Raw genomic sequence first — 23744 nt, 5'->3', positions numbered from 1 at the left:
TAGTTCACAGGTACAAATGTAGCAACAAGGAGTATACAGGAAAAGATTGGTTAAAATATAGCCGGGTACAGTTAATATAAATTGATAAGAATGTATTTAAGTTATTGATTATTTTTCGTTGCGAGTCCAATAAAACTGGGTTTTTCATAAATCAGGATTTGTCAGTGAGAATTATCTCTGGTTTTTTAATGCTACTAGTTTCATTGTGTCACCCTTATTGATCCAAGGCTTATGACAGTCAATGATAATCAGGTAATCAGGTAATCAGGTAAGCATGTAAGCCTCTTTAACTTTAAAAAAAGCACACTAAAATCCCTTCTATCTGAAAAAGGATAAATAAAAATACTCACCATCAATATACACTACAATAAAAAACATTCAGATAGGGGAATCTTGAAATAAACTTTTCATCTCAGTCTCCGTTAGACCGGTTAATTCCCTCACAGATTGTCTCGCCATACCGCTCCCATAAGCTGTTGGCTATCTTCATAGCAGCCTGTTTCCCCCATTTTAAATACCTTCTTGCATGCATTCCAATTTTCCTTTTCATGCCCTCTTGAATCCCTTCTTTTCTTAATGCTTGAACCATTATCATCAGTGCCTACTAATCTTTTTCTGATTGTTTCGCTATTTCAGTGATAAACTGCATCTAGTTTTTCGCATTCCCCTTTTTAATCAGATAGTTCATAATCGTGATGAGACTTGATTATCTGTATACTCATTATAAGATAACACTGTCATTTTATTGATCAGAGAGGCCGGTGACTCACAAGAACACACAGAGAAGAGCCGTTCATTAACCCATACATCAGTTTAACAGGGGGTGAGTTCTCATGAGAATTAGAAAAATAAAATAATGAAATGTAATTTAAAAATATGTAACATCATTAAATCTATAAAACATAGATATTTAGTTTAGTATTAATTTATTTAGCATCTTTTTGACATTTCAGAGAAGGCAAATAATAGATTAGTGCCGACGTATTCAGACCTTCCCACTACAAAATAGGGTCTTGATCAAGAAACTAACGCTCACTTCAGAACAGCTAGATTTAACACTTTTTACGGCTTCTATATAGAAAAAACTAAAATAATAACAAGTTTTTTGTGGGGACTGATTCGGAAAACAGTCACCCTAGTAATTTTTTTCTCCGTAAAATCAGGTGAAGGAAAGAACACCCCGTCGTAAAAACATAGAAAGAGGAGATCCCTTTGTAATGGTTATCAACATTGTTGATTCGTGTTCAGAAAAAACGCAACCAGGCAGGTGCGTGGAGTGTTGCAGCACTACACGCCAGTCGCTTCATTTACTTTTATTACTGTCTAAAGGAAACAAAACCAATGAAAAAGATAAAAACTATCTTAACAAAAATAGTTCACATTCTCATAGTAATATTCACTGGAAACACAACGGCTTTTTTTACAGAAACAGTAACTGAAGAATCCACGATATCTGGCGAAATTGTGGCACCAAAGGACCTGGATGGCTTGAATCAGTCTCATCAGAGAGTGTTCGGCAGGGTAAGGGATACGATACTGAGGGGTGACGCAAAACATTTTTCTCCACCACACTTGGCTCAGCAAGATATATTCATTGGAGGATATGCAAACAATATCACTATAGAAAATCAGGGGAATCAGGACATCTTTGGTGGAAACGTAGAGAATACCGTAATAAAAGATGAGGGTAGAGCAACATTAAAAAATCACGGCATATTCAAGGACGGTAAAATCTATAAAGGCGGTGTTTTTAATGCTCAATCCGGAACTGTAGAAAACATCAAAGTTTATAATAACGGGCAGTTTGATATCTCTGGTAATGATGATGGCGTAATAGTCGAGGGAGGGGAAATCACTCATGGTGCCAAAGGGATATTTATGGGGAAAGCGCGAATAAATAACCTGAAAATTAACGGTGATGTGAGTGTTCCCTCACAAAAAAGAGACAATCCACATTTTTCGCATGCATATATAGGAAAATCAGGAAAGCTTCTATTGTCCGCAGGGACAATAAAAGAAAGCACGATTGAAGGGGGATTACTTAGTGTTACTCACTCAGAAGCCAATAATACAACCATGAAAGGGGGCATTAAGGTAGGAGAAGGGGACCTTCTGGTAGGAGAAGGGGGTGTTTCAAAGAGAACGTATATGACAGGCGGAAGTATGCATATCAAAGACGGGGGACTGGCCGAAGAGACTGTTGTGAATGGCGGCGGCAGGATATTCAATGAAAACGGCACGGATATTGATACTATTGTTAATAGCGGAACATATACACTTGGAGATGCTCACTCGATGATAGCTCAATCCAATCATCTGACACTCAACAATGAAGGTACTGCCTACATCCGTAAAGGGACAGTTAACGGAGCTAATATAGGTAATGGTCAACTAATTTTAGGATTTGGGCATCTAGAAGCAACACTTAAAGGTGATGTAATCATCGGCGAGCATGGGCAACTCAATATTATCAATAACGGTGATTTGAACACACGTGAAGTCAATCTGAATATCTCCGGCCGTATTAATTTGGACAATGATTTAGATCCAGGAAAGATATCAAGATTCCGAAAGGTATCCATGAATAATGGATGTATTTATTTTAACTATTCCATCAGTGATGGATTCCAGAAAAATCATTCCATACTTTTTTTAGAGTCGCTGAATGGAAAAGGAACTTTCTGGATGCATACCGACATAGCAGAACACAAGGGAGATTTACTGCAAATCAGAGGAGAGGCCCATGGCCATTTTAGCGTGATGGTGACTGACAGCGGTAAAAGCCCCAAACCAGAAGACAAACTAAAAATCATTCAGACGGGGGGCGGTGATGCTAATTTTACCCTTGGTAATCCAGGACATGTGGTAGACGTAGGAACGTACCAGTATCATCTGGTGCCAGATCACCACAAACGAGGCTGGTCATTGATATCTCGTCCACCTCAACCTTCCGAAAAACCGCAGCCGGGGTCAGAAGCTCCTGTACCACCGTCAGTGACGGAAACCGTATCAGCCTCAAAACTGATATCTGAAACAAAGTCACATACGCTAAAACCAGAAGTTCCTGTGACGCCGTCTGTTAAAAAAGAAGGGGAGAAAAAAGTCGCCCCTTATCAGTTACTTTCTCCGACAACAAATGTATCTCGCACAAATCACGTACCTGATATTCCGTCCATCACCCCTTCAACAGCAGCAGTTTTGTCGATATCCACAGTGGACCCGTTAATTTATCACAGTGAAATGGCCCAGATTCAGGAAAGAATGTCATCTACAAGTCAGGCAAAAACTGAGTCTGCTGTATGGATCAAAATCATGAATGAACGCCATAACATCCTTCAAAAAGAAGGAGAAGGTTACGGGTTGAAATTAAATGGGATGTCTATAGGGTCAGACCGCACCATGCGCATGGGGCACAGTGCTTACACAACACAGGGTTTGTTCTTCACCTATAGTGATGCAAAACTGAATTTCAGGGGAAAAGCACTAGGGGATGGGAAGGTGAGTTCCTGGTCGGCGGGGGCGTATTCAGCTTATTGTCATGACTCAGGTTTCTGGCTTGATGGCATTCTGAAAGCAAACCGGTTCTCGCAGGAGATTCATGGAAGAATGACCGGTGGAGGAGATGCATTCGGGGATTTCAGCACATTAGCGTTGGGGGCAAGTATTCAAGGAGGGAAAGATATGGTCGCAAGAGAGATAACATTCACCCCATACCTCAGTATAGGTGGATTAAGAACAACCCGTTCTGGCCTGTTACTTTCAAACGGAATGAAGGGAGATATTTCCGCCCAGCGTTCAGTGCTTGGAAAAGTCGGTTTACGGGCCGTCTATCAGACAAGAGTAAAAGATATTTCAGTGACCCCTTGGATAGATATCGGTTCTGAGCGAGAGTTCATAAAAAAAACCCGGGTTTGGATTAATCACCATGATGCATTTGAGAACGACTTAAGTGGCATCACAGGGGTGTATTCTTTTGGTTTATCCTCCAATATGAGTGAAACATTCAATGTCAGTGCGTCGGCGGGATATAAACAAGGAAAGCATATCAAATCCCCCTGGAGTTCCTCACTAGGGATGAGCTGGAAATTTTAACCATCAACTAAACTCCTTGCCACTCAAATAATGAGTGGTTTGGTTTCAGAATAAATCTCATATCCGATTAGGAATCGCAGGGTGCACAATCAGGGTGAGGTGAGGAAAATAGTATTTCCCCCCCGTTTTTTGAAATTATGAGAACGAACTCAAAAAATCTAATATAAAGCGGTGGGTTTTTTGTGAGATATTTCGATCGGATCATGAGACAAGAGAAAGTGTAAAAGTGACCAAAAAACCGCCTTCAATTGTATTGAGATATATCTCATCAAATCTATTACTGTCATCATCTCACGCATATTCTCTATGACCATGGAAAACACTTTTATGTTAATACCACCATTTTTCGAGCCGGGAATAGATACGATATTCATCGGTATCAATCAGTGTACCGTCTATAATCATAGACTTCATCAGCGGTTAAATTATATTTTTTCCACGTTTTTTAGAAGTTTTGATCACGACATGACTACTGTGTTCAATCATACCAAATACCGGTGGCTTTTTCCGCGGCTCCCAAAACGGGCACCTTTTAATCGATTTCGTCTCCGGTAAGACGCTGTTTTTACAATAAGAAGTTGGTTTTTATGCTCCAACTTCATCACGTTCAACGATGCCGGATAGGATAAGGCGAACTGCCGGCTTCTACCACACCCGATCTCAAAATTTCAGCCATCCTCTGCGCATCGTTCTTGTTCAAATTTAATTCCGGCACGATCATGTCAAGTCGATCAATTCATACCTAGAAAATAAAAAATATTACCCATGCTTTTAGCTGTTGTGGATGTCCGGAAAATACGGTTTAGATCAAATCACTTCCCGAACGATTGACATTCATAGCGCTAGCAGCTCAAAGCCGTGTCGTCACGACCTCGGCTTACATGATATGTTTTGCCTCACAATCCAGACAGGCTATGCCTGATGTCTATATCAATTCTCTCACCACTCTGTAGCAACCCTCATTATTAATTAAATGTTGAATTTTAAATTCCATTTCCATCGTTTCACTTAAAAAGTCATTTTTAATATGAGATCTCATACTTCAATACCAAAAGAGCAAAGGTATTATAGATAAATGTACTTGCGTCTGTAGATAGATTAGAAATAATATTTCTTCTATCAAAGATAGCAAAATTAAATCACAATGCAGTAAAATATGATGGCATAAATGTTAAACCAGAACGCATTGGTAATCAGCCAAATTTAGATAAAAAATCAATACATTACATATACATAAAGTATTTTGATTATGAAATCCTACCGCTCATTAGCACGAGAATCCGTGCTAATGTGTTGTTCTCTTACGTATTGAGTGAGCTCACTTGAAAAATTCAAGATAATTCTTTATCTTTTAAACATACAATCCCAACCCAGTGAATTGATTGCATATTCTATAAGAAAGCCTTATTTTCCTGTTCCTGACGCGCAAGTTCTCGTGCATATATCAAAAACTTTTCTCGGCACAAAACAACGCTCCTAATATACTGCTATTGATTCAGATACATCTTCACAAATCGTTCTGAATCTTTTACCATTTATTCTATACCGACAAAAAAAGGAGACATTTGATGAAGCGTCTTTATCGTGATCTCTAAAATTCTATCGCTTCCATTACTGGCTTTGCCTACGACATGCTCTGCTAAAAAGGCCATGGGGTTATATTTATAAAATAATTTTAATTTACCCTCAGGATAAAAAGCTATATTTGGGTAAATTAAATTCCCCTTTCAATAAATTACGATGAAAATCGGCCATTAAAGGGCCTATATAATGAGCAGCGCCATTGTTGTGTTAGCATCCTCTTCTTGACAATATTGAATATATTTTTACCCATCATGGAAACTGAATCGAGTTTCCTGCGTTGATTAAATATAAATATCCACTGGATAAATAAATCATTTTTTTACACTATAAATCAATATAGTGAAGTAACCATATACTACATAACCTGCGGTAACATGAGCCATTACAGGTTGTAAAAATATTTTTCTGCGACTGATCTATGAAAGTGATACAGCGATAAATTGAAAATACTGCCACAGCAGAAACATTGACATCAATATTAGACACTACCCCATCAGTACAACATATCTAGCTTTTTATCTCATTCACCTTCAAAATAACGATATTCTCTTCTTCTATTAGACGCAAACCCTGAGACTTGACCACGGGCTTTCCATGCAGCTTTTAAAATATTGTTATCATATAAATCCAGCTTCATTTGTACTTCACCCTGAATATTATTTGTCCGTTACTACCAATAATATCGAGTAAGCCCTCCTTACTAATATCTCTATGAATAATTTTCACGCCTAATTTGATGGATTCATGAAATGAACAACTATAAGAAAATTAATCCAATTTTATTGGTTGCATTTTTTAAATGAATCCCTAAAAATAATAAAAATAAGCATGTTAGAATGAATTTTCGTACGAATGAGCGGATACGCCACATAGTAAATCAAAACAATTTATCTGTATGTAATATATTTATTATTGAGCTAAATTGGGCTGATTGCCGATGCGTGCTGATTTAACATTTATGCCATCATATTTTAATTCATTACGATTCAATTTAGCTTTTTTGATAGAAGCCATCTTTTTCCCAACTTATCCGTAGAATCAAGTACATGTATCTATCATGCCTTCAATGGAAAAAGAAAATGTATCAGTTCCGTTTTCTTTTTTGTGTAATTACTACCTGAAATTTATCCTGATAAGAAAGATAGACCATCTTCTTCCGTTCATAAAAAGCGGTCACTTTTTTAAAAGTGGATGCAGTATCAGATGCCTCATTGGAATGGGTTAACGTCTAAATCTTTTTCAGCGATTAGGGTTTGATTCCAAAAATCCCTCTTCAATTTTTTACCCTATTCCAATAGGTATCGATTTTTTATTTGGCAAGCGTTGAATAGCAGGGTTGATATTTTTATTACTCGGTGTATTAAATAGGTTATGCATTTAAATAGGCAGAGATATGATATTTTTCATTAAGGCAGTGCCTGAGTGGTGACTTTTTTAACTATAGAAAAAAAGAGTAAAAAATATTTATTTATGATTTTTTATTAAAATTTTATTAAATGCATGCTTCTTTTTTTAATTTGAGCTGGGCATTGAACAGGGATGCTTCGAATAAGTCTACCTGGCTATTTTGTGATAAGATCAGGCCTCACCTGAAATTGATTAAGTATAATAATGAGAAAGTAAAAAATTTAGCCATACGCCGCATGATGCAATATTCAAACAGTTTTAAAGTGAAAAAGAGACGCTGAAAGATCTCTTTTAAGTATGATAAGAAACTGGACTGAATCGCTTTTATCTGAAAGCGATCGAGGCATTGAGTATGCTGCATCGCCAAATTTACTCTTACATGACGACCCAACCGAAATTCTGCCACAAGAAATCGTGGCCCTACAAGACATGATGAGCCAATTTTTACTTCAGAAGAGAGAACATATGGAAAACTAGTTTTTTCAAGAGATGTCTAAAACCTCCTATAAGTTACCGAAATCACCTTCAGCTACGGTATACTCCGTTTCACAAGTTCAAACCCTATTGAAAAAGGGCAGTCGATTGAACCGTTTAATTGTGTTATGTATTTTACATATCGGCAATTGCTATTTTGTCAACGGCGAATCGCTTAACTAAGGTCATACCGACGCCTGGAATATTTTAGCGCGTCACAGAAAGATTGATGGCCTCCTTCTCAGTCATGTTATACACGGCCCCGATTTTAGAGCACAGATAGCCTTGATCATAAATAAAGAGTATTAGTATTTTAACCATAAAAAAGTCATGAGTCCGTTCTTAAATATTTTCAACATGGGCATATTAATAGTGAGCGTCGCTATTCTCTTCTTCTCTAACCAAAACCAAAAAGAGTCGATGACAAGGCATTGTTGAGTGACACATTGACATTATCAACTCGCCTGCACAATCCATCACACAAAGCCACATAAAAAAAGGCATGGTATAGTTATCCGATAATGTAAAATACTTATCAATATTATGATACATTATAATGAAATCTAATCCACCCATCACAACAATAAATCCATTGAACGAATATAAAAATCAAAGAATGCGACCATAGCGATATGCAACATATTGGCAATGGTGATATATGCAAAGCAAACCACAACCAGCGGAGGCTGATTATTAAAATTTGACATACCTTTCTTGATTTTCTCTTACGCTTTACCGCATTGATAGATTTTTGAACACTTGACGTTCTAAACCTTCTGGAAACTGATAAATATTATTTTTCATTTTCCACCTCCCTTTGCGGATAGTAAATTTTTTAACTTATAAATTTCTTTTTTTACCGCTTTCACGTTGCTGCTCTTTTTATTATTTCTCCGGTATGAGATTACGGTTATTAAAAATCACTATATCCGCTTTGACATCATAACGAAGGCCGTAATCAGGAAAGTCATTCGTTTTAGCCAATCGTTCAATATTATGCCGGAACATTTTCAACAAGACGGTGCTGCCCGTTTTTAAATGCAGTTTTTCAATGGCTATCGTAAACTCTCTCTGATGATCAAAATGCTTACGCGCGATCTCATAAAGTCGCCTGTCTATTGCTTTTCGGATACGGAAATGGTCTTGACTGATTTTCAGCATTTTCTTTTTATGCAATGCCTGATATAGCCAATCAGGCAACGTTATCTCAATCATACCAATATCAAGCTTTCCTTTCTTTTCATCAAGAATTTGCCAACTATCAATAAGACTAAAGCCAATACTTTCCTACGTTTCTTCTGAATAAAAACATGGGTCTTAATTGTTGTTCCCTTTAACCTATCTAAAGCTCTTTCTAATTCTTGATAAGTTCTATCACTAATTGTTCTATTCGTGGTTACAAAAAATCATAAGGCGTAAAACAAATTATTCTACTTATTTCTTGATGATTATTAATCGATTCCTATAGTTTTGATATAATATAAATTCAGACATCTTTATCAAAAACAGTGTCTAATCCATCAGCCATATCCTTAACAATAACGGTTACATTCCCATTTTTGTATTTTCTAACCTTGATATCTCCGCCTTTTAAGGCAAAAAAATGGCGTTCCATGCTTACCATCTCATCCCTGAAACTTAAAAGCTAGACCTCATCAGCAATAAAAATTCTAACTCATCTTTGCGGGGACATAACATTCTCAAGTTGCTTACTCTCTGATTAATTGTATGTGATCTGCCATAGCCTTCACCCTATCTTCTACTAGGGTTGTTGGTAAGAACCAGTTAGGTTTCAGCAGCACTTGATTAGCGCGTTTCTTTGATTTTAAAAATGCTAAAAATTGCAATATACTGTAATTTAAAAACCAAATTAACAAAAATGAGCTCAAATAAACAAACATATTCTTTCATACTGTGAATAATACCAAGAACTAACTGTGATTTAAAAACCAACATGTCGCAACACTTATGATATTTCATATACCTACAGCTAAAAAAATCTCTTTAACTTCTTTTAACTATACATAACTGATCTTTTAACCACGTTTTCCACCTTAAATATTGTGGATAACTTCAGTTGTTAACACATCAGTTAAACAGGAATAAATTCGAATACCAAAAAATCTGATTGCCAAATATTAGATAAAGAGTGACCGTGCTTCCCTCGACAAAATAGGATCTGCCGCTTCCTGGTTTTTGCTGTGCGTTCCTCAGAGAAAATCTCCTTCGGTACGCCTCAGCCAAAGACTGAGGCGAGCGCTCTTGGTTAAAGTTAAAAAAATTTTTTTACAATTCTTAGACGTTAGACGTATTTAAACCAAATACCTCTAAAACCGCATAAAACCATTTTAAGGAGCATAAAATAACACTCTTATGTAATAATGTTTGGCATAAAAAGAGATCTCTTACACCGATAGATAGAAGACGTTTTAAGAGGGTTTTTGACGGTTAAGCAAAGTAAGATTTTCAGATAAAGATATTTTTCAAGACGGCGAGGATTATCAATTACCTTTCGTCTTTTTCTTCTTCACATTCCACATAGTTAACGTGTTTCGTTGACAGACATTTCTTTACTTATCCTGAAACAAGGGAAACCATCTAGTAACAGAAAGCTAAAATCACCAATATAAACACACGACAGCAGATAGGCGTTAGCTACACAAGTACACATTTATCGTTCTGGCCCGCCACTACACTGGTTTTTTGGAGGATGTATAGGTATAAGCTATTTTAATGCTGTTCATGCAAATTTAGCTTGAAGAAGATAGAAAATAATTATAATTATGATAAAACATACAATAGCATAAATTTACATAATTATAGTAATCAAAAGAGCAAATAAACATATTTTTATGTTTACTAGCTTAGTTTTTAGTGCTAAATTTCATAAAATTTATGTTTTTAGTTTAAAATAATATTTTATAGGTTTTTTATGAAAATTTATGTAGATGACGGGTCAACTAGCATCAAAGTAAAATGGGATGGGGAGGAAGGTGTCGAAAAAAAAATTGCTGTGCCCACTACGTTTAAACGGGGCTGGAAAGCAGATTTTGGCAACAGTAATATAGTTAACTATGATATCGATGGAGAAAAGTATTCTTTTGATCGCCATGATTCAACAGCATTGAATACAAATAACATTGAGTGGCAATACAGCGCCGCTAATACAATCGCTATTCATCACGCTCTGTTGAAAACAGGAATAGAACCAAAAACAATAGATATTGTCGTGACCTTACCCTTATCAGAGTACTACGACACAAACAAACAGGTAAATAAAGAAAATGTTCAAAGAAAAAAATCTGGCTTAATGCGGAGAGTCAGTAATAGCAAAGAAACACAAATGTTTAAGCTCAATTCAATTACTGTCAGGCCGGAATCAATACCGGCTGGATTTGAAATCCTGTCTGAAATGGATATAAACCAATCATTGCTTATCGTTGACATAGGGGGAACTACACTTGATATTTCACAAATATCTGGACAAATGACAGATGTCATCAATATCTATGGCGATCCGCATACGGGGGTTTCATTGATAACTGAAGAAGCTAAGAATGCACTCATAGAAGCAAAAACATATGCATCAAACCATATGGCAGATCTTTTCATTATCAACCGAAAAAACCATGATTTTTTCGATAAAAATATAAATATTCCAGCAAAAATACAGAGAGTAAAAGAAACCATTGAAAGCGCAAATCGTCGTCTTAATGAGCGTATAATCAATTCGATAAGGCAGTTTAAAGGATATAGCCATGTTATGGTCATTGGAGGTGGATCTGAGCTTATCAGTCAAGCAATAAAAGATTTCTGCAATGTTCGTCACGACCGTTTTTTCGTGTCCTCTCATCCACAATTTGATTTGGTCAATGGCCTTTTCACTATGGGGTAAATACAGATGAAACAGAAAAGACTATCTATTGCATTAACACCTACGAATATCATTGATAAGTTTGCAATAGAAATCCTTGATACAAAAAATAACTTATCTTCTAAATCACTGTTAGTTGCAGGACTTGCATTAACATCAATAGATCCGCGACTTCCTAACATTATTTGCGCTATGATTACAGAAAAAGGAATTGAAGCATCTGATATATCCAAACTGATAAAATCCTTTTCACATGAAACCAGAATAGATAAGCAAATTCATAGCGAATTAAACATAGATAAAAAACCTTTATCAACTAAAGATATTACAAAAAATAACAGTAAATCAGTATTCGGAGATGATTAAATCATTTTAATTTTACTGCTATTTTCAAAACAGTTCACAGGTATACAATTCGGCAATACTGCCAACTTTTATCAAATGGATTTGGCAGATTTCAATAATCTTTCTTAATTCAAGTGTTGTCTGTTTTTTAGATTAATTGTGTAATGTCATTACCTTACATACTTTTTTATTCTTTACATCAAACAATACAAAAGATGCTGTCACATTATTGACTTCCATGAAGTCATAGTAAAATAGTTCTGCTCCATAATCAGCGATAGGTATTAAAAATACTGACGGTTTTTTAACAAAAATAACAACACCTTCTGGAATTAAACGGTTAAGATTACAATAGATTTCAGTTTCATCTTCATTTAACAGGTTACGCTATTTAATGTTCATTATTTACCGTTGTAGTTAAATTCAAACCCAACTTTTCCACTGGTTTTATCTTGTAAAACCAGCATTACCGAGAAAGGCTTATCCGTCTTTTTTCTAATCAATACTTTAATTTTAGAGGTTTTACCTTGTTCAATCAGGGTTTCAACCTATACAGGCAAACAGTTTAGGGTGAACCACAATATCTTTGGCACAGTGTGGGCAGGGGCGGTTAATCTTTCTACCTGTCCCTTATTGGGTTTTGCTTCGCCTTTAATATCCCCTGCACTGATTATATTGACCTGTTGGCGCAATTCTCTAACAAATTTAATCAGCGGTTTTATCACCCTATTCGATTTCGCTTTGTTGTGCTGACCAGAGCGCGGTTATATCGGGAAGTGTTGCTAAATCCGGCAAGACACGGAAAAGGCTACGCCAGTTTCAGTGGGGATAACCTTCCCTTTTTCTTCTGTGATAAATTGCCGGGCTTTGAGTTTTTCCAGCATGTCTGGACGTCTTGCGTGTATATCGATGCCCCTGTGCTCATATTTTTTATCTTTATCCTTTTCTTTCAGAAATTGCTTAATACGGAAATCTTAAATAAAATCGGCTACCCACACCAGTGCTGCCAGTAGCGTTGCCTCGGTAAATAGCGGCGGTAGCGTGGTTTTCTTTTCGTTCACGGTCACTGTTTCACAAAATCTGGTTTCCACGGGACGTAATGCCTGTAGTGCATCGAACGTGCTGCCAGGTATATCTTCATTACTAGCATCTAACTCTTCACCTTTGAGAAAGGCACTAAACCTGGCATCCATCATTTTTCTTGCCTGTGCGCTAAAGGTCTCTCCGTCAACCTCAACGACAACCAAGGCTGCCAGATAACGCTTGTTGTGCATTAACTAAACCGGATAATGTTATACGATAGCCAAATAAACCCGCCGTTCATACTCATTCATGGCGTTTAATGCCGCTACTTTAGCGGTGGGGGGGTAATCGCGGTATGCGACGTTACCTTTCCACTGTCAAACGCCTTGCTTTTACGGATCTGATCAAGGGCAAGTCCGTTAAAATCGCCTATGCTTTGCTGGGCTTCAAGCACTTGAGGCGCTTCTTAACTGCTCATCTGACTGATAGGAGCAATCAGAGCAATGATAGGTGATGGTTTTGTGTTTTTCGCGTAGCTGCTAGGTAATTTCCAGCGTTCGCGCCGCTGTCATTTTGTACTGGCAGTTTATCGTCTACTGCAATCTCACCAGATTGAACGGAAGGGACGGGGCGCTGGCCTTCTCCTACACACCATCCGACTTTATATCGGCTTTTTTCCCGTGCAAACGTATATCGCATCGCGCGAGTGCATTGACATAACTGTTTCTGGTAAGGCGATTTTTGTTATTCTTCGGCGCATTGTCACTGACCTTCCAGTTAGCGAAGAATTGCTGACTGCTCACCGCAAAATCACATGTCAGCTGATAGTAAAAACTTGATGGGTACGACTGATGGATAAGATAGCGGAACACTATCAAGCCACGGATCGGCGTTTGTACCCGCTAAACGGACAAGACGCCCCGATAGCCATTTTTCGTCCCTTGATGGCATAGGCACGGGTCATGCTTATGCCATAAATCAAATTGACAGCATGCCCGTGCCAGGGCTTTGCGGTAAATGCCATTGAACTGTTGATTGTCTTTGAGTTGGGAAAGGGCATTTTTAACGGCAGCATCTGTGTGATCGTTCATCAGCGGACGCTTAACCGGCTTGCAGTTGTCGGTATATTCCAGCAACTCCTTAACTAGCAGTTGCCCTTCGTTGTCCATATCACCTGCGTGGACCATCATATCATCCCGCTGAATCAGATTGATAACGGCTTGGGTATGCGCTTCCTTTCCGGCAATCGGCTTATAGCGTAACGGGTCAAGCTACAACGCCAAATTCTCGGCTTTCCACTGTGCGTAAGCCGGATGATAGACTTCCGGCTCAATCCATTTCAGTAGATGCCCGTAGCATCATATCACGATGTGATCAGCTGACTTAAAATAGCTGTTTTTTCTGGAAATAAGACCCCAATGCTTTGGCAATATCATGCGCCACAGAAGGTTTTTCTACTATATGTAAGTTCATGTTTTTTTTCCTTATAAGGTATTTTAAAATCAATGTATTTTAGGGTATTTCCGACACTGCAACGATAAAAACCATCACTACAACGCTATTGAGATTCAGCATGATATCCTTCCAAGGTGATTTCAATGAAAGAAGAGTATAGAGTGGGAGGTTAATGCGACAGATCGATTCTGATATCACTGCTCATGTGGTAATGGGCTGAGCTCAGTGCCACGCGGCGGTAATCGCCATGGGATATTTTAAAGCGATATTGTTTTGTACGACGCCCATAGTTTTGTAGCCCCAGTAGTGGCCACCCCTCCAGTTTTCGTGACATTTAATCCGTTCATGATGTGTTCCATCACTCTGACATTGAGCAATAGGGTAAGGTTCGCCATGGCTGTGTGTGAACCGTCGACCGCAAAAAATCTGGATGAAATGGAGACCAGTACAAAATAAAAAGCGCCTGTGGACTTTACCGATACTTCATTCTTGCCTGCGCGTGACAGTTGACCTCCCCCTGCGCACTGCCCATGCCCATGCTGACAGACCTTGCCGACAACCGATATCTTATTGAGCTGAACCGTGCCGCCCCGCACGATGCCTGTGGTCGTGATATTACCTGAGGTATTCATCCTGCCTGAATGATTGATATCTTTACTACATATCTATATGGGGTATGTATCCGGTTCAGTTCAAGCCTGTGCTTAACCTGAAATCGATACAGCCGATCGCTTTCCTGCAACACGCTACCCAGAATTTCTAACGATAACGCATGGTAATATGCCTGTGGCGGCAGGCCAAAATCACAGGGATCGCTTGTTCAACCCCATAAGCGCCGATGGCGATATTTTTCTCATCGATATACCCCATATCGTTAATCTGAGTGGCAATTCGGCGCATGCCTTTTTCTAAAAAATGGGCACCATGTACGCTACAGGCGCTGACCTGTAGCGCGGGTTGGGTTTTGATGCTATTTTGCACCACCCATGTTACGTACTGTTGACCAAGCCATTTTTCTCTGAAAACCCCTGTTGCAGATACCCGTTTTTAATCAGTAACAACGGCGTAATATGATAGGGTCGCGGTTAATTGAGTAATTTATAGCGATGGTCAGCAATATACTGCTTTGATGCTTCATGAAACTAGCTGGCATGACGGGCGGCAACCATACACTGCTGCTCATGTAGATAGTCACTGGGTTTCTCTGCACCAAACAATGCCGCTATTACTACAACCACCAACACACCCATGATTTCCAGCGAGATAAATCCACGATGGATTTCTGGCTTTTTGCTCGATGATTTTTTGAATATGTGACCTCAACATAAGTTCCTGTCTGTTTGACATATGCAATCGCTGCCACGCCACATAAAAAGGGAGCAAATGGTGCAGAACGATCATTGACGTTTTCTTGCCACTGAAACAGATGACGTGCTCTTCTTGCTAGCAACCCCCCCTGAAACGGCGGAAACACTGATAACCCAGACAACAGCAGGGAAGGAAAACCACATGCCAAAACCTGCTATCAGGTATACGTCTCCCACACCAAACTGTGTGCGATCATCACGACGATAAGAGAGGGTTCGTAGTGCCCATAGCACACCAAATATACTTAACACGGTGAGCAGGGCGGGTAATCTGCTCTCCGTGGACAATAGAAAACGACAGACGGCTCCGGTCATACCAAAGGCCAGCAGTGACTATCAGCCTTCTACCGATAGCTAATAGGGGCGCTCGTGATGAACATAAAGACAATGCCTGGCGACAATGACCACACTGCTTTGCATGAGAACGGCGCAGAGTCCCAGCCACACGAGACTCACCACGCTCACAGTTTTCTCCTGTCACCGCTGACCACCGGCCTGTAGTGTGCATAAATCTATTGAGCATAGTGCAGACAGTTTCTTGTTATTCAAGGAGTGGAAGCACGCGTTCTATGATCCCAGACAGTCCTAGTTCACGCCACATTCACGAAGACGTTTCACCAGTATCCAAGCGCCGATCTTAACGTTAAGGTAGGACTGATTAAGCAAATCCTCATGATGGCGGATCACCCCCATTTTCTGTAGTCTGTGGATATGCGTGGAATTCACCTGCATCAGCCCGTAATCCACGCTCAATACACACCCATTCACCGCTTTCGCAGACAGGCGACTTTCCTTCTGTGCAATGGCTGTAAGCAGTTTGGGTCAATCTGGTATATAAAACCCTCCCTTTATAAAATAAAATTCCTGTACCGCCGTGATCATGCTTATGGCAACCTAGAACGTCATCATTATCACGACATCTGCTCCTGAAATGCAGAAAAAGCCACCCATGCACTTTCTGCATCAAACGGCATTAAACATGAAATAAAGAATGGATTAATGATTAGATTTAAAGATGAGGCTATTCGCGCTGACAAAGCCGTTATCGGGTTTGCATTACGCCCCGGCTTTTTCTGCGGTAACTCTTCCCACGTTATGACTGATAGAAATTGTATCATGCACTGCCACTGAGTTTGGTTATAATCACGCTACAAGCTTCCTGCAGCACATTTTTATAGGTAACCCGTGTTATTAACAGAGCCATACACCTTTTCTGTCGCAATCATCACCTCACCGCCACAGCCGTTGGTGATTTTTGCCTCTCCCTTTGATTTCTCACCGTTAATGGTCATGTTGCTGTGCACACCGCCAAACTGCACTAGGGTGACCGTCATTTTTGCGCCATTGCTGAAGGGATATTCCCTATGTTTTTAACATGCTTTGTGATTGTGTCACTAATGCCTGTACGTTCTCAATTTCATCATTGAACGTGCTTTTATTAAACAGACTCGACACTGCCCCCACTGCTAGGACAATCGCAACAGTAATAATCGCCAGCACGCCCATCATTTTAAGACTTAAAATCCCAGATATAGTGTTGACTTGTTTTTCATACTGTCCTCTTGGGTGTGCTGATAACATGCCATTGAATTATTTTTCATTTTTACTTCATTTGATTGACCAGGGTACTCAAATCTCTGCTAGCCAATAACAACAGCAATATGTAACCGAACACCAATAAGCAGCAGAGTCTGGTTAAATAACGTGATGTTTTACTGACCTGTTGAATGGTGATAGACAACCATTGGTCGGCATACTGCTCAAGGCTATTTTCTGCACCCGTGCCCAGGTTCACAGCATCATCTGATTGACACAATCCCGTGAAGGAAAGTGGTCATCTGTACTTTTTAAGGCCAGCCCCATATGTTCGCCATGTCGCATATAATGTATAGTTTCATTGATGCGCATTTCCAGCCATGGACTAGTGGTTTCGCCGAGCATATGGACCGCCTGCATCACTGGGATATTGACCCGTAGCAACGCGGCGATGTTTAGCAAAAAGTAAACGCCCTGTACGACGCAACACACGGACCACGGCAGCATACTGTCGGCGATTTTTCGCCTTGTCCAATGCCACATTGACCAGACGATAAATACGCTTAGTGCCAGTAACCCGAACAGCAGTAACCATGCAAAGTGAACCATAAACTCCGAAATACTAGTTAACAGGCTTAATGCGCCCTCCTGTTTCTCACGCGATACCAGTCTGGCTAGCTTAGCTATAACATTCTCACACACCATATGCATCATCAGCACTACGATACCCATTAGCAAGCCGGGGTGGCGAGTGCGCCGAACATGGCGGAGACCATGGTTGTCCTGCCTTCAACAATCTGGCCGACAAGGCGAAGGGCATCTAAGATGCTTTCCGGATAGCATACCTAATCCAAGTGGATTCCTGAACCGGCACCCACTCGAGCAATACCTTCTCAAAAGCGCATTGCCCCTCATCCAGTGCAGACAGAGACAATCAGTCAACAGCACACCTACAAAGGATGATATTTACGGCAAAAATCGGTGACCACGTTACGCATATCGATAAAGGCGTGCTGTAAACGATTTGTTCTTAGATTTCTTATGATCCAGCAAAAGGCCAGCATGTCGTAGAAGGCAATGCGGTCTTTGGCTGAAAAGGTTTTCTGATAAATCCCTCTCACGATGCAAGTAATTCGAGGTTTGACGGTCATAATCAGCGAATTTAATGATGACCACATGATTTTTTTCTCAGGTTGAGTGGTCTATTTCACTGTCTCAAGACAACAACGTATAACTGTCTTTATCAAGCGGACAAATCAAATGGTCGGCCAGTGTGTCAACTGCTCCTACATGGATGTAGTGAAAAAGGTACTGATTACGCGTAATACCACCCATTTTACAATGCCAGTAGGTTTGCGCGACCGATTTACTTTTTGTCCGGTACAGTTCAAAAATGGGGCATCCGGAGTAATCACTTCGGCCACTACAATCCGCCCATTAATCCCGTGATAACAGTGTGCGCTGACTTCAACATGGCGCATAAACACCTTTTCAGAATGAAAGTGGTATTCAATCAGATTGAGATCGTCTATCTCAAGCTACCCGTCTACCCGCTGATAAGAGACTTTGTAGGGCGGGCATAAGCGCTGAACAAAGCGTTGACTTATCAGCCCCAATCAACAACTGCGGATCGGCCAGTAGCAGGGCGGATACCCCTTCTATTTACAGTCGCTAAAGGATATTCAGGCCATCATTGGCGGTGCAGTGTCGTCAAGATGCCAGGTCATGGCCGCTTTCAATGCGGTGAAGGCGGATTCCAAATCACGTATTTCACCGTTTAAAATCACATCCGGATCACATCGCAAGGCATAGGCCATCGACCGCAGCTATGCGCGTTTGATTTCTTTGGTGTTTTTCTTGTCCGAGATAATCTTGGACTGGATTTCGCCATCAATACGGCCTTCGGGTGGATATTCAATGGTTAACAGTCGTCGTACCAGTACCTGTTGATATAGCCCCATAGCGCAAGATAGGCGGCGGAGGCGGTGTCGAGCGTACTGGATTTCCCGGAGGTGCCCGGATAAAATAATCATGCCCTCTAGACGGTGCAACAGACGTTTCAGCACCCTAATTTGATCAGGCAAAAAGCCAAATGATTCAAAATCTGGGACGTCTTCGCCGTCCTCCTTAATCAGGCGCATCAACACATACAGATCCCCGACGGCAGGCATATGCGCATAACGTGCGCCAAATATCCCTAGTGGCTTTAAAAGCCGTTCAGCAACGGCTGCCATCCTGATGAAAATAGGGTAAAACTATTTTCCTGTGACATCAACACATCGACAGAATAATTGTGTACGCTAGCGCCATCTATTCGTCCTTGTCGATGCAGTCCAGACAGCACAGTTCACCGTGAACACGCGCCTCAATATGGCACACCTCCCATCCATCACGCCCAACGGTAAAATGCACGTCAGACGCTGATAGCACAATGGCCTTGCAGAAGTGGCTTGATGCACGCTGCTGGTTAACGCTGTGTGACGGGGTATCACCCGATGGCAGGAGGGAGACGTGGGCGATTTCATCCAGCGACAGGCTGACCCAGCGGGTACACACAGGAAATGCTTTCTATACCCTGCTGACAAAATGTTGAACCTTGAATTTTTTGCGGTAATTATCCGCAATAATAATATCAATCATGCCGTCCTCGGCCTGTGTTACCAGCACAAAACGGGCGATATCAGCATCTGGCTGCGGAAGGGGATTGGCCATCGGAAATCACTAGACACGCCATCAGCTGCTGACCCATGATGTAAATTTCCTCCACTGACGGGGTAATCCGCTATCGCGCTGTAATATTAAGATTTCCCGGTTATTGAGCAGTCAATTGGATCTATACTACTGTCTTCCAGTTCGTGCCTGAATCCGGGCGCAGGTCGCTTTCGCTTCCAGCAGGACGGTTTCGGCCTCTATCTGCTCTCAATGCGTTGCGGGATGTTGTCCTCTTCCATCAGGAGGCAACAACAATAACGGGGGTTTTCAGCATAGGTGGCTATGCTTAGCCACGAGGCAATAAACAGAGCACATTTATGATTGTGCATGTAATTTTCCTTCTATCAGGTAACGTAATCGCCCCTGAGTGAGCGTGATCTTGATGACGTGGAGGTGTAACCCAGATCATCCAGTTCATCAAACAACAGAGGGGTAGCGATTTAGAGTGAAAAACTAAAACTATGCCACGGCAAAATCCGCTCTTCCCCCTAAGCACTGAGCTAACGGTTGTCGTCTGCCTGCAGGTGAATCGGCCTTCGCATCCGTTGCACAAAGGTGGTGAATCGCTGTATCTGTCTATCGGCCTACAGCAAGGTGCGTCTATCCTTTGAGGCGATGAAAGTCACGGGTTGACTAAACCCGCCGGTATCGCCCTGACTAAGGAAATTGAAAGACGGCGTCGTTTTCCAAGCGTAACTCTGCTTTACCCGGTCGGCGAAGTCGCCAACGCTGGCCCCAACGGGTGTTTGCTGTACGCCAGTCGTAGTGTGGCCTTCCTGTGCGCACTGCACTTCTTTAAACCGCTAGGCCTGCCAGCGATAGGCGGGATTTTTTACCAGCGTTCGGTACAGGCGCTGATAAACGGGTTCAATCGCGGTGTGTCATTTCACGGCGGGCGCAGAGCGGGGACGTCTGCGTCTGTTGCTGTTTTAGCCATTCCGCCCGTATGGCCGCTTGACGTAACGCTTCCTCATGCGTCAACCCTACCCTCTGCTAGCCGAAGTAACCTGCCAAAATGAGGACTGATAGAGTGAACAGACCTAACAATCGCCGATGGCGTGAGGTCGCCTGAAAGCAGTCACTGGCCTGGACAGGCAGTCCATGATAGCAAACCGTCCGAATCAAACGGTAAACTGGAAAAAGTTTTTTGTGTCTGCACGATTTCGGCCTTTCCGCCCACCACATCGTTAATCAGCACCCCGTCAATGGTGCGCAACCCAATGCGTCTTGTCTATGGAGATAATGGCGTAAGCGGCCCACTTCCTGTGAGTTGGGGGCGATGAGCAGGGTGCCAGGGCGTAACTGTCCTGCAGCCTTTAGGCGACGCCAACGCTGACCAGTTGACCAGACCCATCCCCACACTGCATATTTTTCTGTCGATCTCGATAGCGGTAACTAACCACGCGGTCAGCCCCTTGCCCTCGCGCTTCGATTTTCACTTTCTTCCTTCCCTGCCCGCAACGTTACGGCAAGCTAGTCTATTCCGGCAAGAAAAACTCTTCTGCCCCGCCCGCACCATCGATGTAGCGGTCAACTCAGGTATTGTCGTCATCAATATCCCTCCTGAGACAGAACGGGGGTAATGAGGAGTAAGACTCCGATCACCGTTTTCTACCTGATGACCGACACCTAACCCAAAGAACTCCAGTTGAGCAACGCCCTGCTTACTCCATTTGCAGCTATCCTCCTGAAGGGCGGCTAACATAGTGTCTGACCGGTTTTCATTTTGACGCGCCCCAGGTGAAGGTGTTCAGTTGCGTATTGAGTAACTCGACCGCGCTTTCCTTGGCAGTAAAGGTATATTAGGTGGCTGGTCAGAAAGATTAATCGCGAATTGAAGCAACAGGTGCTGTCCGTCCGGTAGGATATTCGGCAGCAGATTGATATAAAAACCGGTGGTAATCGTAGCGGGTTGAATCGAAGTAGCGTTGCCGATATTCGCTGTTGATTGTGTCGTTACTTATGCCACATAATCCTCCTGTTCAGTCACCTGCATGGCGACTGGAGAAAGATTGGTGGTGGTAATAGATTGTTGGGTCATCACTCTTACCTTGGCCTGCTCTGCCAGAGCTTCAAGAAAGAATTTTGACCCCGCTAGTCAAGCATAGACGACAAAAAAGCCTCCCTGTATGATATTCTATGACACACCACCAAAAGCCTGACTCAGTGACAAACCCCAGCGACTGTTGAGCTCTAACTGGTCTTTTTGCCGTGCCTCAACGCTCAGCATTCCAATATTGAGCACCACCTATAGATTTAATGTTTGGTGTCGCTCGTCAACAAAACGCTTAACTGTATTCAGAACTCGTGGCACGTTGGTGACGGTCAGATTCCCGACAGATAGGAACAGGCGTCCCAACCACGGTGTCAGCATTGATTTCACCGCCACCAGTAAAGGCGCCGCAGAAAAAAATAGATCGCATGGGGCATCCTTAGGTTTTTGAACTTTTAAAGGAATGAGATGAGAGAATGCAAGTAATATTTTCTTACTTTCATGAATTAGGACGCAGTGTATCCATTGATGATGCGTGCACAGAGTATTTTCCCAGCAAGCTGGAAGAAAAAGGCGGTTCACTTTTTTCTGTAGTGATCGTAATTATGGTGTCACGATTACTGGAGTTACCTACGACACTAAAGCTGCAGTACACATATTAAAAATGCTCCAACCAATAAATACAACAGCGTGGTATATGGCGGTGCAAAATTTATTAAACGTTATAGTAAAGGATTTTAATTTCAATTCTTTGATAAATATAACAATATGCCAATAAAGTTATATGTTAATAAAGAAATTATAAAAAGAGAGAGGGTTGTCCACAATATTGATGAACTTCTCAAAACACCTAATGTTAGATATTGCACCATGTTTTTACTTAATCCTAAAGTTTCAGAAAGTGACAAATTTGGAAAACTCACCCTTAATATTTAAATATCAACGCTGAAGCAATCAGCTATCTATTTTGAATTAAAAACTAAAACATCTGATGATGTCTGATGCACTTCTTAAGTAAGGTTTTAACTTAAATTTATGAGCAAGTTTAGTTATAAGGATGAGTACGTCAGCAGCATTAGCTAAAGAGACTTGCTTATGATTCACCTTAATCTCTTTGTTAGAAACTGGCGAGAAATTTAAATCATCTGAAAAAATTGTTAAAAGCAATATTTTTTTCGTCGCTGTAATGAATAATGAGCTCCATGATAGCCGTGCAACCGCAGTTATAATTAACAAAACTTGTAGTTATTTTTGACATGTGTTGTTTAACACTGCACAAAAATTTATCCCATTCCTGACTCTGTTCAATTTCTTCAGTGAAGGTAATATCAAATAGGTCATCCGAAAAACATCCCATTTTTTCTCCTAATGAAGATAAACCATCGCCCCATCAGAGATACGTGCCGGTACAACCACCTGCATATCGCGCCCGCTATTCTCAAAAAGACGATGTTTTTTGACGCTACCAAATAGTGCGGAATATTGGGTTTGAGTTTTGAGCGCTGTCATTAATCCCCGTGAAACTGGTTGCCATACAAAAACACGTTCGCTGGCAATGAGGTGCTGCATTGGTGTATACGGCGAAATAGCGATTTGTGCCGATATGAGCACAACCTCATTAGGATTTTAAATCACATCAGGATGGCGATAGAGATAATCATTAATGGCGTTAATATCGTGAACCGTTTCTATCGCCTGTTGTATCGTAGTCTTCGTCATTTCGGTACTGTTGAGATTGTCGGCAGACTGCTGCTGATAAAATCCCGACAGAGATAACGTCACTAATAGAAAAGAAAAGATTAAATAGTCCATCATCCTCCTGGGGGGGTTATCGGTGATCTGTATCAGGCATTTGGAACTATAGATTTGAGCATAAACTGGA

Annotated in this window: 24 protein-coding genes and 2 pseudogenes; 4 read left to right on the top strand and 22 right to left on the bottom strand. The window is 41.0% G+C overall.

Annotated features, from left to right (window positions below; translation table 11 throughout):
- Positions 1–378: 378 nt before the first annotated feature.
- Entirely contained in the window at positions 379–459 is an 81-nt protein-coding gene (locus CICURV3402_RS07840) for a hypothetical protein (RefSeq protein WP_487249582.1), read from the bottom strand.
- An 882-nt stretch (positions 460–1341) separates the two neighbouring features.
- On the opposite strand from CICURV3402_RS07840, the gene CICURV3402_RS05450 reads away from it, so the two are divergent.
- Positions 1342–4092: an autotransporter outer membrane beta-barrel domain-containing protein gene (locus CICURV3402_RS05450; RefSeq protein ID WP_158380161.1), complete on the top strand. Its 2751-nt coding sequence runs from the start codon at positions 1342–1344 to the stop codon at positions 4090–4092.
- A 1535-nt stretch (positions 4093–5627) separates the two neighbouring features.
- Here CICURV3402_RS05450 and CICURV3402_RS07725 read toward each other — a convergent pair.
- Positions 5628–5807: a hypothetical protein gene (locus tag CICURV3402_RS07725; RefSeq protein WP_222837053.1), complete on the bottom strand. Its 180-nt coding sequence runs from the start codon at positions 5805–5807 to the stop codon at positions 5628–5630.
- Between the two features lie 1573 nt (positions 5808–7380).
- Here CICURV3402_RS07725 and CICURV3402_RS05440 point away from each other — a divergent pair.
- Entirely contained in the window at positions 7381–7560 is a 180-nt protein-coding gene (locus tag CICURV3402_RS05440; RefSeq protein WP_187306979.1) for a hypothetical protein, read from the top strand.
- Positions 7561–8442: 882 nt separating this feature from the next.
- Here CICURV3402_RS05440 and CICURV3402_RS07260 read toward each other — a convergent pair.
- The 3 genes from CICURV3402_RS07260 to CICURV3402_RS07250 all read right to left on the bottom strand — a co-directional run bounded on the left by CICURV3402_RS07260 (position 8443) and on the right by CICURV3402_RS07250 (position 9172).
- The gene (locus CICURV3402_RS07260; RefSeq protein WP_268904318.1) at positions 8443–8778 is read right to left on the bottom strand and encodes a replication initiator protein A; all 336 of its coding nucleotides are present in this window, start codon (positions 8776–8778) and stop codon (positions 8443–8445) included.
- On the bottom strand, positions 8769–8939 hold the full coding sequence (locus CICURV3402_RS07255) for a replication initiator protein A (protein WP_268904317.1): 171 nt from the start codon (positions 8937–8939) through the stop codon (positions 8769–8771). Before CICURV3402_RS07255 ends, CICURV3402_RS07260 begins: the two co-directional genes overlap by 10 nt.
- 104 nt (positions 8940–9043) lie before the next feature.
- Positions 9044–9172, bottom strand: coding sequence for a hypothetical protein (locus tag CICURV3402_RS07250; protein ID WP_268904316.1), 129 nt, complete (start codon positions 9170–9172; stop codon positions 9044–9046).
- Between the two features lie 1317 nt (positions 9173–10489).
- On the opposite strand from CICURV3402_RS07250, the gene parM reads away from it, so the two are divergent.
- Positions 10490–11452 (top strand): plasmid segregation protein ParM domain-containing protein, encoded by a 963-nt coding sequence (parM, locus tag CICURV3402_RS05430; RefSeq protein ID WP_158380160.1) that lies wholly within the window; start codon positions 10490–10492, stop codon positions 11450–11452.
- Between the two features lie 6 nt (positions 11453–11458).
- Positions 11459–11797 (top strand): plasmid partitioning/stability family protein, encoded by a 339-nt coding sequence (locus tag CICURV3402_RS05425; RefSeq protein ID WP_158380159.1) that lies wholly within the window; start codon positions 11459–11461, stop codon positions 11795–11797.
- A gap of 380 nt (positions 11798–12177) precedes the next feature.
- Here the strand turns inward: CICURV3402_RS05425 and CICURV3402_RS05420 are convergent.
- The 17 genes and pseudogenes from CICURV3402_RS05420 to CICURV3402_RS07715 all read right to left on the bottom strand — a co-directional run bounded on the left by CICURV3402_RS05420 (position 12178) and on the right by CICURV3402_RS07715 (position 23677).
- Positions 12178–14272: pseudogene (locus tag CICURV3402_RS05420) on the bottom strand (type IA DNA topoisomerase).
- Between the two features lie 239 nt (positions 14273–14511).
- Positions 14512–14886, bottom strand: a complete 375-nt coding sequence (locus CICURV3402_RS05415; protein WP_187306978.1) for a hypothetical protein — start codon at positions 14884–14886, stop codon at positions 14512–14514.
- A gap of 127 nt (positions 14887–15013) precedes the next feature.
- Positions 15014–15265: pseudogene (locus CICURV3402_RS05410) on the bottom strand (hypothetical protein); the annotation flags it as partial.
- Positions 15266–15651: 386 nt separating this feature from the next.
- Positions 15652–15936: a prepilin peptidase gene (locus CICURV3402_RS05405; RefSeq protein ID WP_158380157.1), complete on the bottom strand. Its 285-nt coding sequence runs from the start codon at positions 15934–15936 to the stop codon at positions 15652–15654.
- 270 nt (positions 15937–16206) lie between these two features.
- The gene (locus CICURV3402_RS06910) at positions 16207–16389 is read right to left on the bottom strand and encodes a transglycosylase SLT domain-containing protein (protein WP_235667693.1); all 183 of its coding nucleotides are present in this window, start codon (positions 16387–16389) and stop codon (positions 16207–16209) included.
- 404 nt (positions 16390–16793) lie between these two features.
- Positions 16794–16955 carry a hypothetical protein gene (locus tag CICURV3402_RS06905; RefSeq protein ID WP_235667692.1) on the bottom strand — a complete coding sequence of 54 codons (162 nt, stop codon included), beginning with the start codon at positions 16953–16955 and terminating at the stop codon, positions 16794–16796.
- A 28-nt stretch (positions 16956–16983) separates the two neighbouring features.
- The gene (locus tag CICURV3402_RS06900) at positions 16984–17202 is read right to left on the bottom strand and encodes a hypothetical protein (protein ID WP_235667691.1); all 219 of its coding nucleotides are present in this window, start codon (positions 17200–17202) and stop codon (positions 16984–16986) included.
- Positions 17203–17224: 22 nt separating this feature from the next.
- Positions 17225–17416, bottom strand: a complete 192-nt coding sequence (locus tag CICURV3402_RS06895) for a hypothetical protein (protein ID WP_235667690.1) — start codon at positions 17414–17416, stop codon at positions 17225–17227.
- On the bottom strand, positions 17413–17868 hold the full coding sequence (locus CICURV3402_RS06890; RefSeq protein WP_235667689.1) for a type II secretion system F family protein: 456 nt from the start codon (positions 17866–17868) through the stop codon (positions 17413–17415). The genes CICURV3402_RS06895 and CICURV3402_RS06890 overlap by 4 nt, the downstream gene beginning before the upstream one ends.
- Before the next feature lie 575 nt (positions 17869–18443).
- On the bottom strand, positions 18444–18638 hold the full coding sequence (locus CICURV3402_RS05385; RefSeq protein WP_158380156.1) for a hypothetical protein: 195 nt from the start codon (positions 18636–18638) through the stop codon (positions 18444–18446).
- Between the two features lie 201 nt (positions 18639–18839).
- Positions 18840–18974 carry an ATPase, T2SS/T4P/T4SS family gene (locus CICURV3402_RS05380; protein ID WP_158380155.1) on the bottom strand — a complete coding sequence of 45 codons (135 nt, stop codon included), beginning with the start codon at positions 18972–18974 and terminating at the stop codon, positions 18840–18842.
- A 9-nt stretch (positions 18975–18983) separates the two neighbouring features.
- A complete protein-coding gene (locus CICURV3402_RS05375) occupies positions 18984–19391 on the bottom strand; it encodes a P-loop NTPase family protein (protein WP_158380154.1) in 408 nt (135 codons plus the stop codon).
- 334 nt (positions 19392–19725) lie between these two features.
- Entirely contained in the window at positions 19726–19869 is a 144-nt protein-coding gene (locus tag CICURV3402_RS05370; protein WP_187306977.1) for a hypothetical protein, read from the bottom strand.
- A gap of 1191 nt (positions 19870–21060) precedes the next feature.
- A complete protein-coding gene (locus CICURV3402_RS05360; protein ID WP_187306976.1) occupies positions 21061–21231 on the bottom strand; it encodes a hypothetical protein in 171 nt (56 codons plus the stop codon).
- Between the two features lie 886 nt (positions 21232–22117).
- Positions 22118–22444 (bottom strand): hypothetical protein, encoded by a 327-nt coding sequence (locus tag CICURV3402_RS05355; protein WP_187306975.1) that lies wholly within the window; start codon positions 22442–22444, stop codon positions 22118–22120.
- 783 nt (positions 22445–23227) lie between these two features.
- Positions 23228–23473 carry a type IV pilus biogenesis protein PilM gene (gene pilM, locus CICURV3402_RS07720; protein ID WP_407079082.1) on the bottom strand — a complete coding sequence of 82 codons (246 nt, stop codon included), beginning with the start codon at positions 23471–23473 and terminating at the stop codon, positions 23228–23230.
- A gap of 15 nt (positions 23474–23488) precedes the next feature.
- Positions 23489–23677, bottom strand: a complete 189-nt coding sequence (locus CICURV3402_RS07715) for a type IV pilus biogenesis protein PilM (protein WP_187306974.1) — start codon at positions 23675–23677, stop codon at positions 23489–23491.
- Positions 23678–23744 lie beyond the last annotated feature (67 nt).

It is taken from the genome of Candidatus Williamhamiltonella defendens, assembly GCF_900699045.1.
GTDB classification, from domain to species: domain Bacteria; phylum Pseudomonadota; class Gammaproteobacteria; order Enterobacterales; family Enterobacteriaceae; genus Hamiltonella; species Hamiltonella defensa_A.
Note: the sequence above shows the minus strand (reverse complement) of the source record. Positions and strands in the feature narration are given on the sequence as shown.

What these genes read in the sequence shown, in the direction of transcription:
- CICURV3402_RS05405 (WP_158380157.1), bottom strand. Translation starts at nt 15,936, where the DNA reads ATGACCGGAGCCGTCTGTCGTTTTCTATTGTCCACGGAGAGCAGATTA.
- CICURV3402_RS06905 (WP_235667692.1), bottom strand. Translation starts at nt 16,955, where the DNA reads ATGACGGTCACCCTAGTGCAGTTTGGCGGTGTGCACAGCAACATGACC.
- CICURV3402_RS07250 (WP_268904316.1), bottom strand. Translation starts at nt 9,172, where the DNA reads ATGGAACGCCATTTTTTTGCCTTAAAAGGCGGAGATATCAAGGTTAGA.
- CICURV3402_RS05425 (WP_158380159.1), top strand. Translation starts at nt 11,459, where the DNA reads ATGAAACAGAAAAGACTATCTATTGCATTAACACCTACGAATATCATT.
- CICURV3402_RS05385 (WP_158380156.1), bottom strand. Translation starts at nt 18,638, where the DNA reads ATGCGCCATGTTGAAGTCAGCGCACACTGTTATCACGGGATTAATGGG.
- CICURV3402_RS06890 (WP_235667689.1), bottom strand. Translation starts at nt 17,868, where the DNA reads ATGCATATGGTGTGTGAGAATGTTATAGCTAAGCTAGCCAGACTGGTA.
- CICURV3402_RS05450 (WP_158380161.1), top strand. Translation starts at nt 1,342, where the DNA reads ATGAAAAAGATAAAAACTATCTTAACAAAAATAGTTCACATTCTCATA.
- CICURV3402_RS06900 (WP_235667691.1), bottom strand. Translation starts at nt 17,202, where the DNA reads ATGTTATCAGCACACCCAAGAGGACAGTATGAAAAACAAGTCAACACT.
- CICURV3402_RS07840 (WP_487249582.1), bottom strand. Translation starts at nt 459, where the DNA reads ATGGCGAGACAATCTGTGAGGGAATTAACCGGTCTAACGGAGACTGAG.
- CICURV3402_RS05370 (WP_187306977.1), bottom strand. Translation starts at nt 19,869, where the DNA reads ATGGCCAATCCCCTTCCGCAGCCAGATGCTGATATCGCCCGTTTTGTG.
- parM (WP_158380160.1), top strand. Translation starts at nt 10,490, where the DNA reads ATGAAAATTTATGTAGATGACGGGTCAACTAGCATCAAAGTAAAATGG.
- CICURV3402_RS05380 (WP_158380155.1), bottom strand. Translation starts at nt 18,974, where the DNA reads ATGGCCTATGCCTTGCGATGTGATCCGGATGTGATTTTAAACGGTGAA.
- CICURV3402_RS05375 (WP_158380154.1), bottom strand. Translation starts at nt 19,391, where the DNA reads ATGGCAGCCGTTGCTGAACGGCTTTTAAAGCCACTAGGGATATTTGGC.
- CICURV3402_RS05440 (WP_187306979.1), top strand. Translation starts at nt 7,381, where the DNA reads ATGATAAGAAACTGGACTGAATCGCTTTTATCTGAAAGCGATCGAGGC.
- CICURV3402_RS07715 (WP_187306974.1), bottom strand. Translation starts at nt 23,677, where the DNA reads ATGATGGACTATTTAATCTTTTCTTTTCTATTAGTGACGTTATCTCTG.
- CICURV3402_RS05415 (WP_187306978.1), bottom strand. Translation starts at nt 14,886, where the DNA reads ATGAATACCTCAGGTAATATCACGACCACAGGCATCGTGCGGGGCGGC.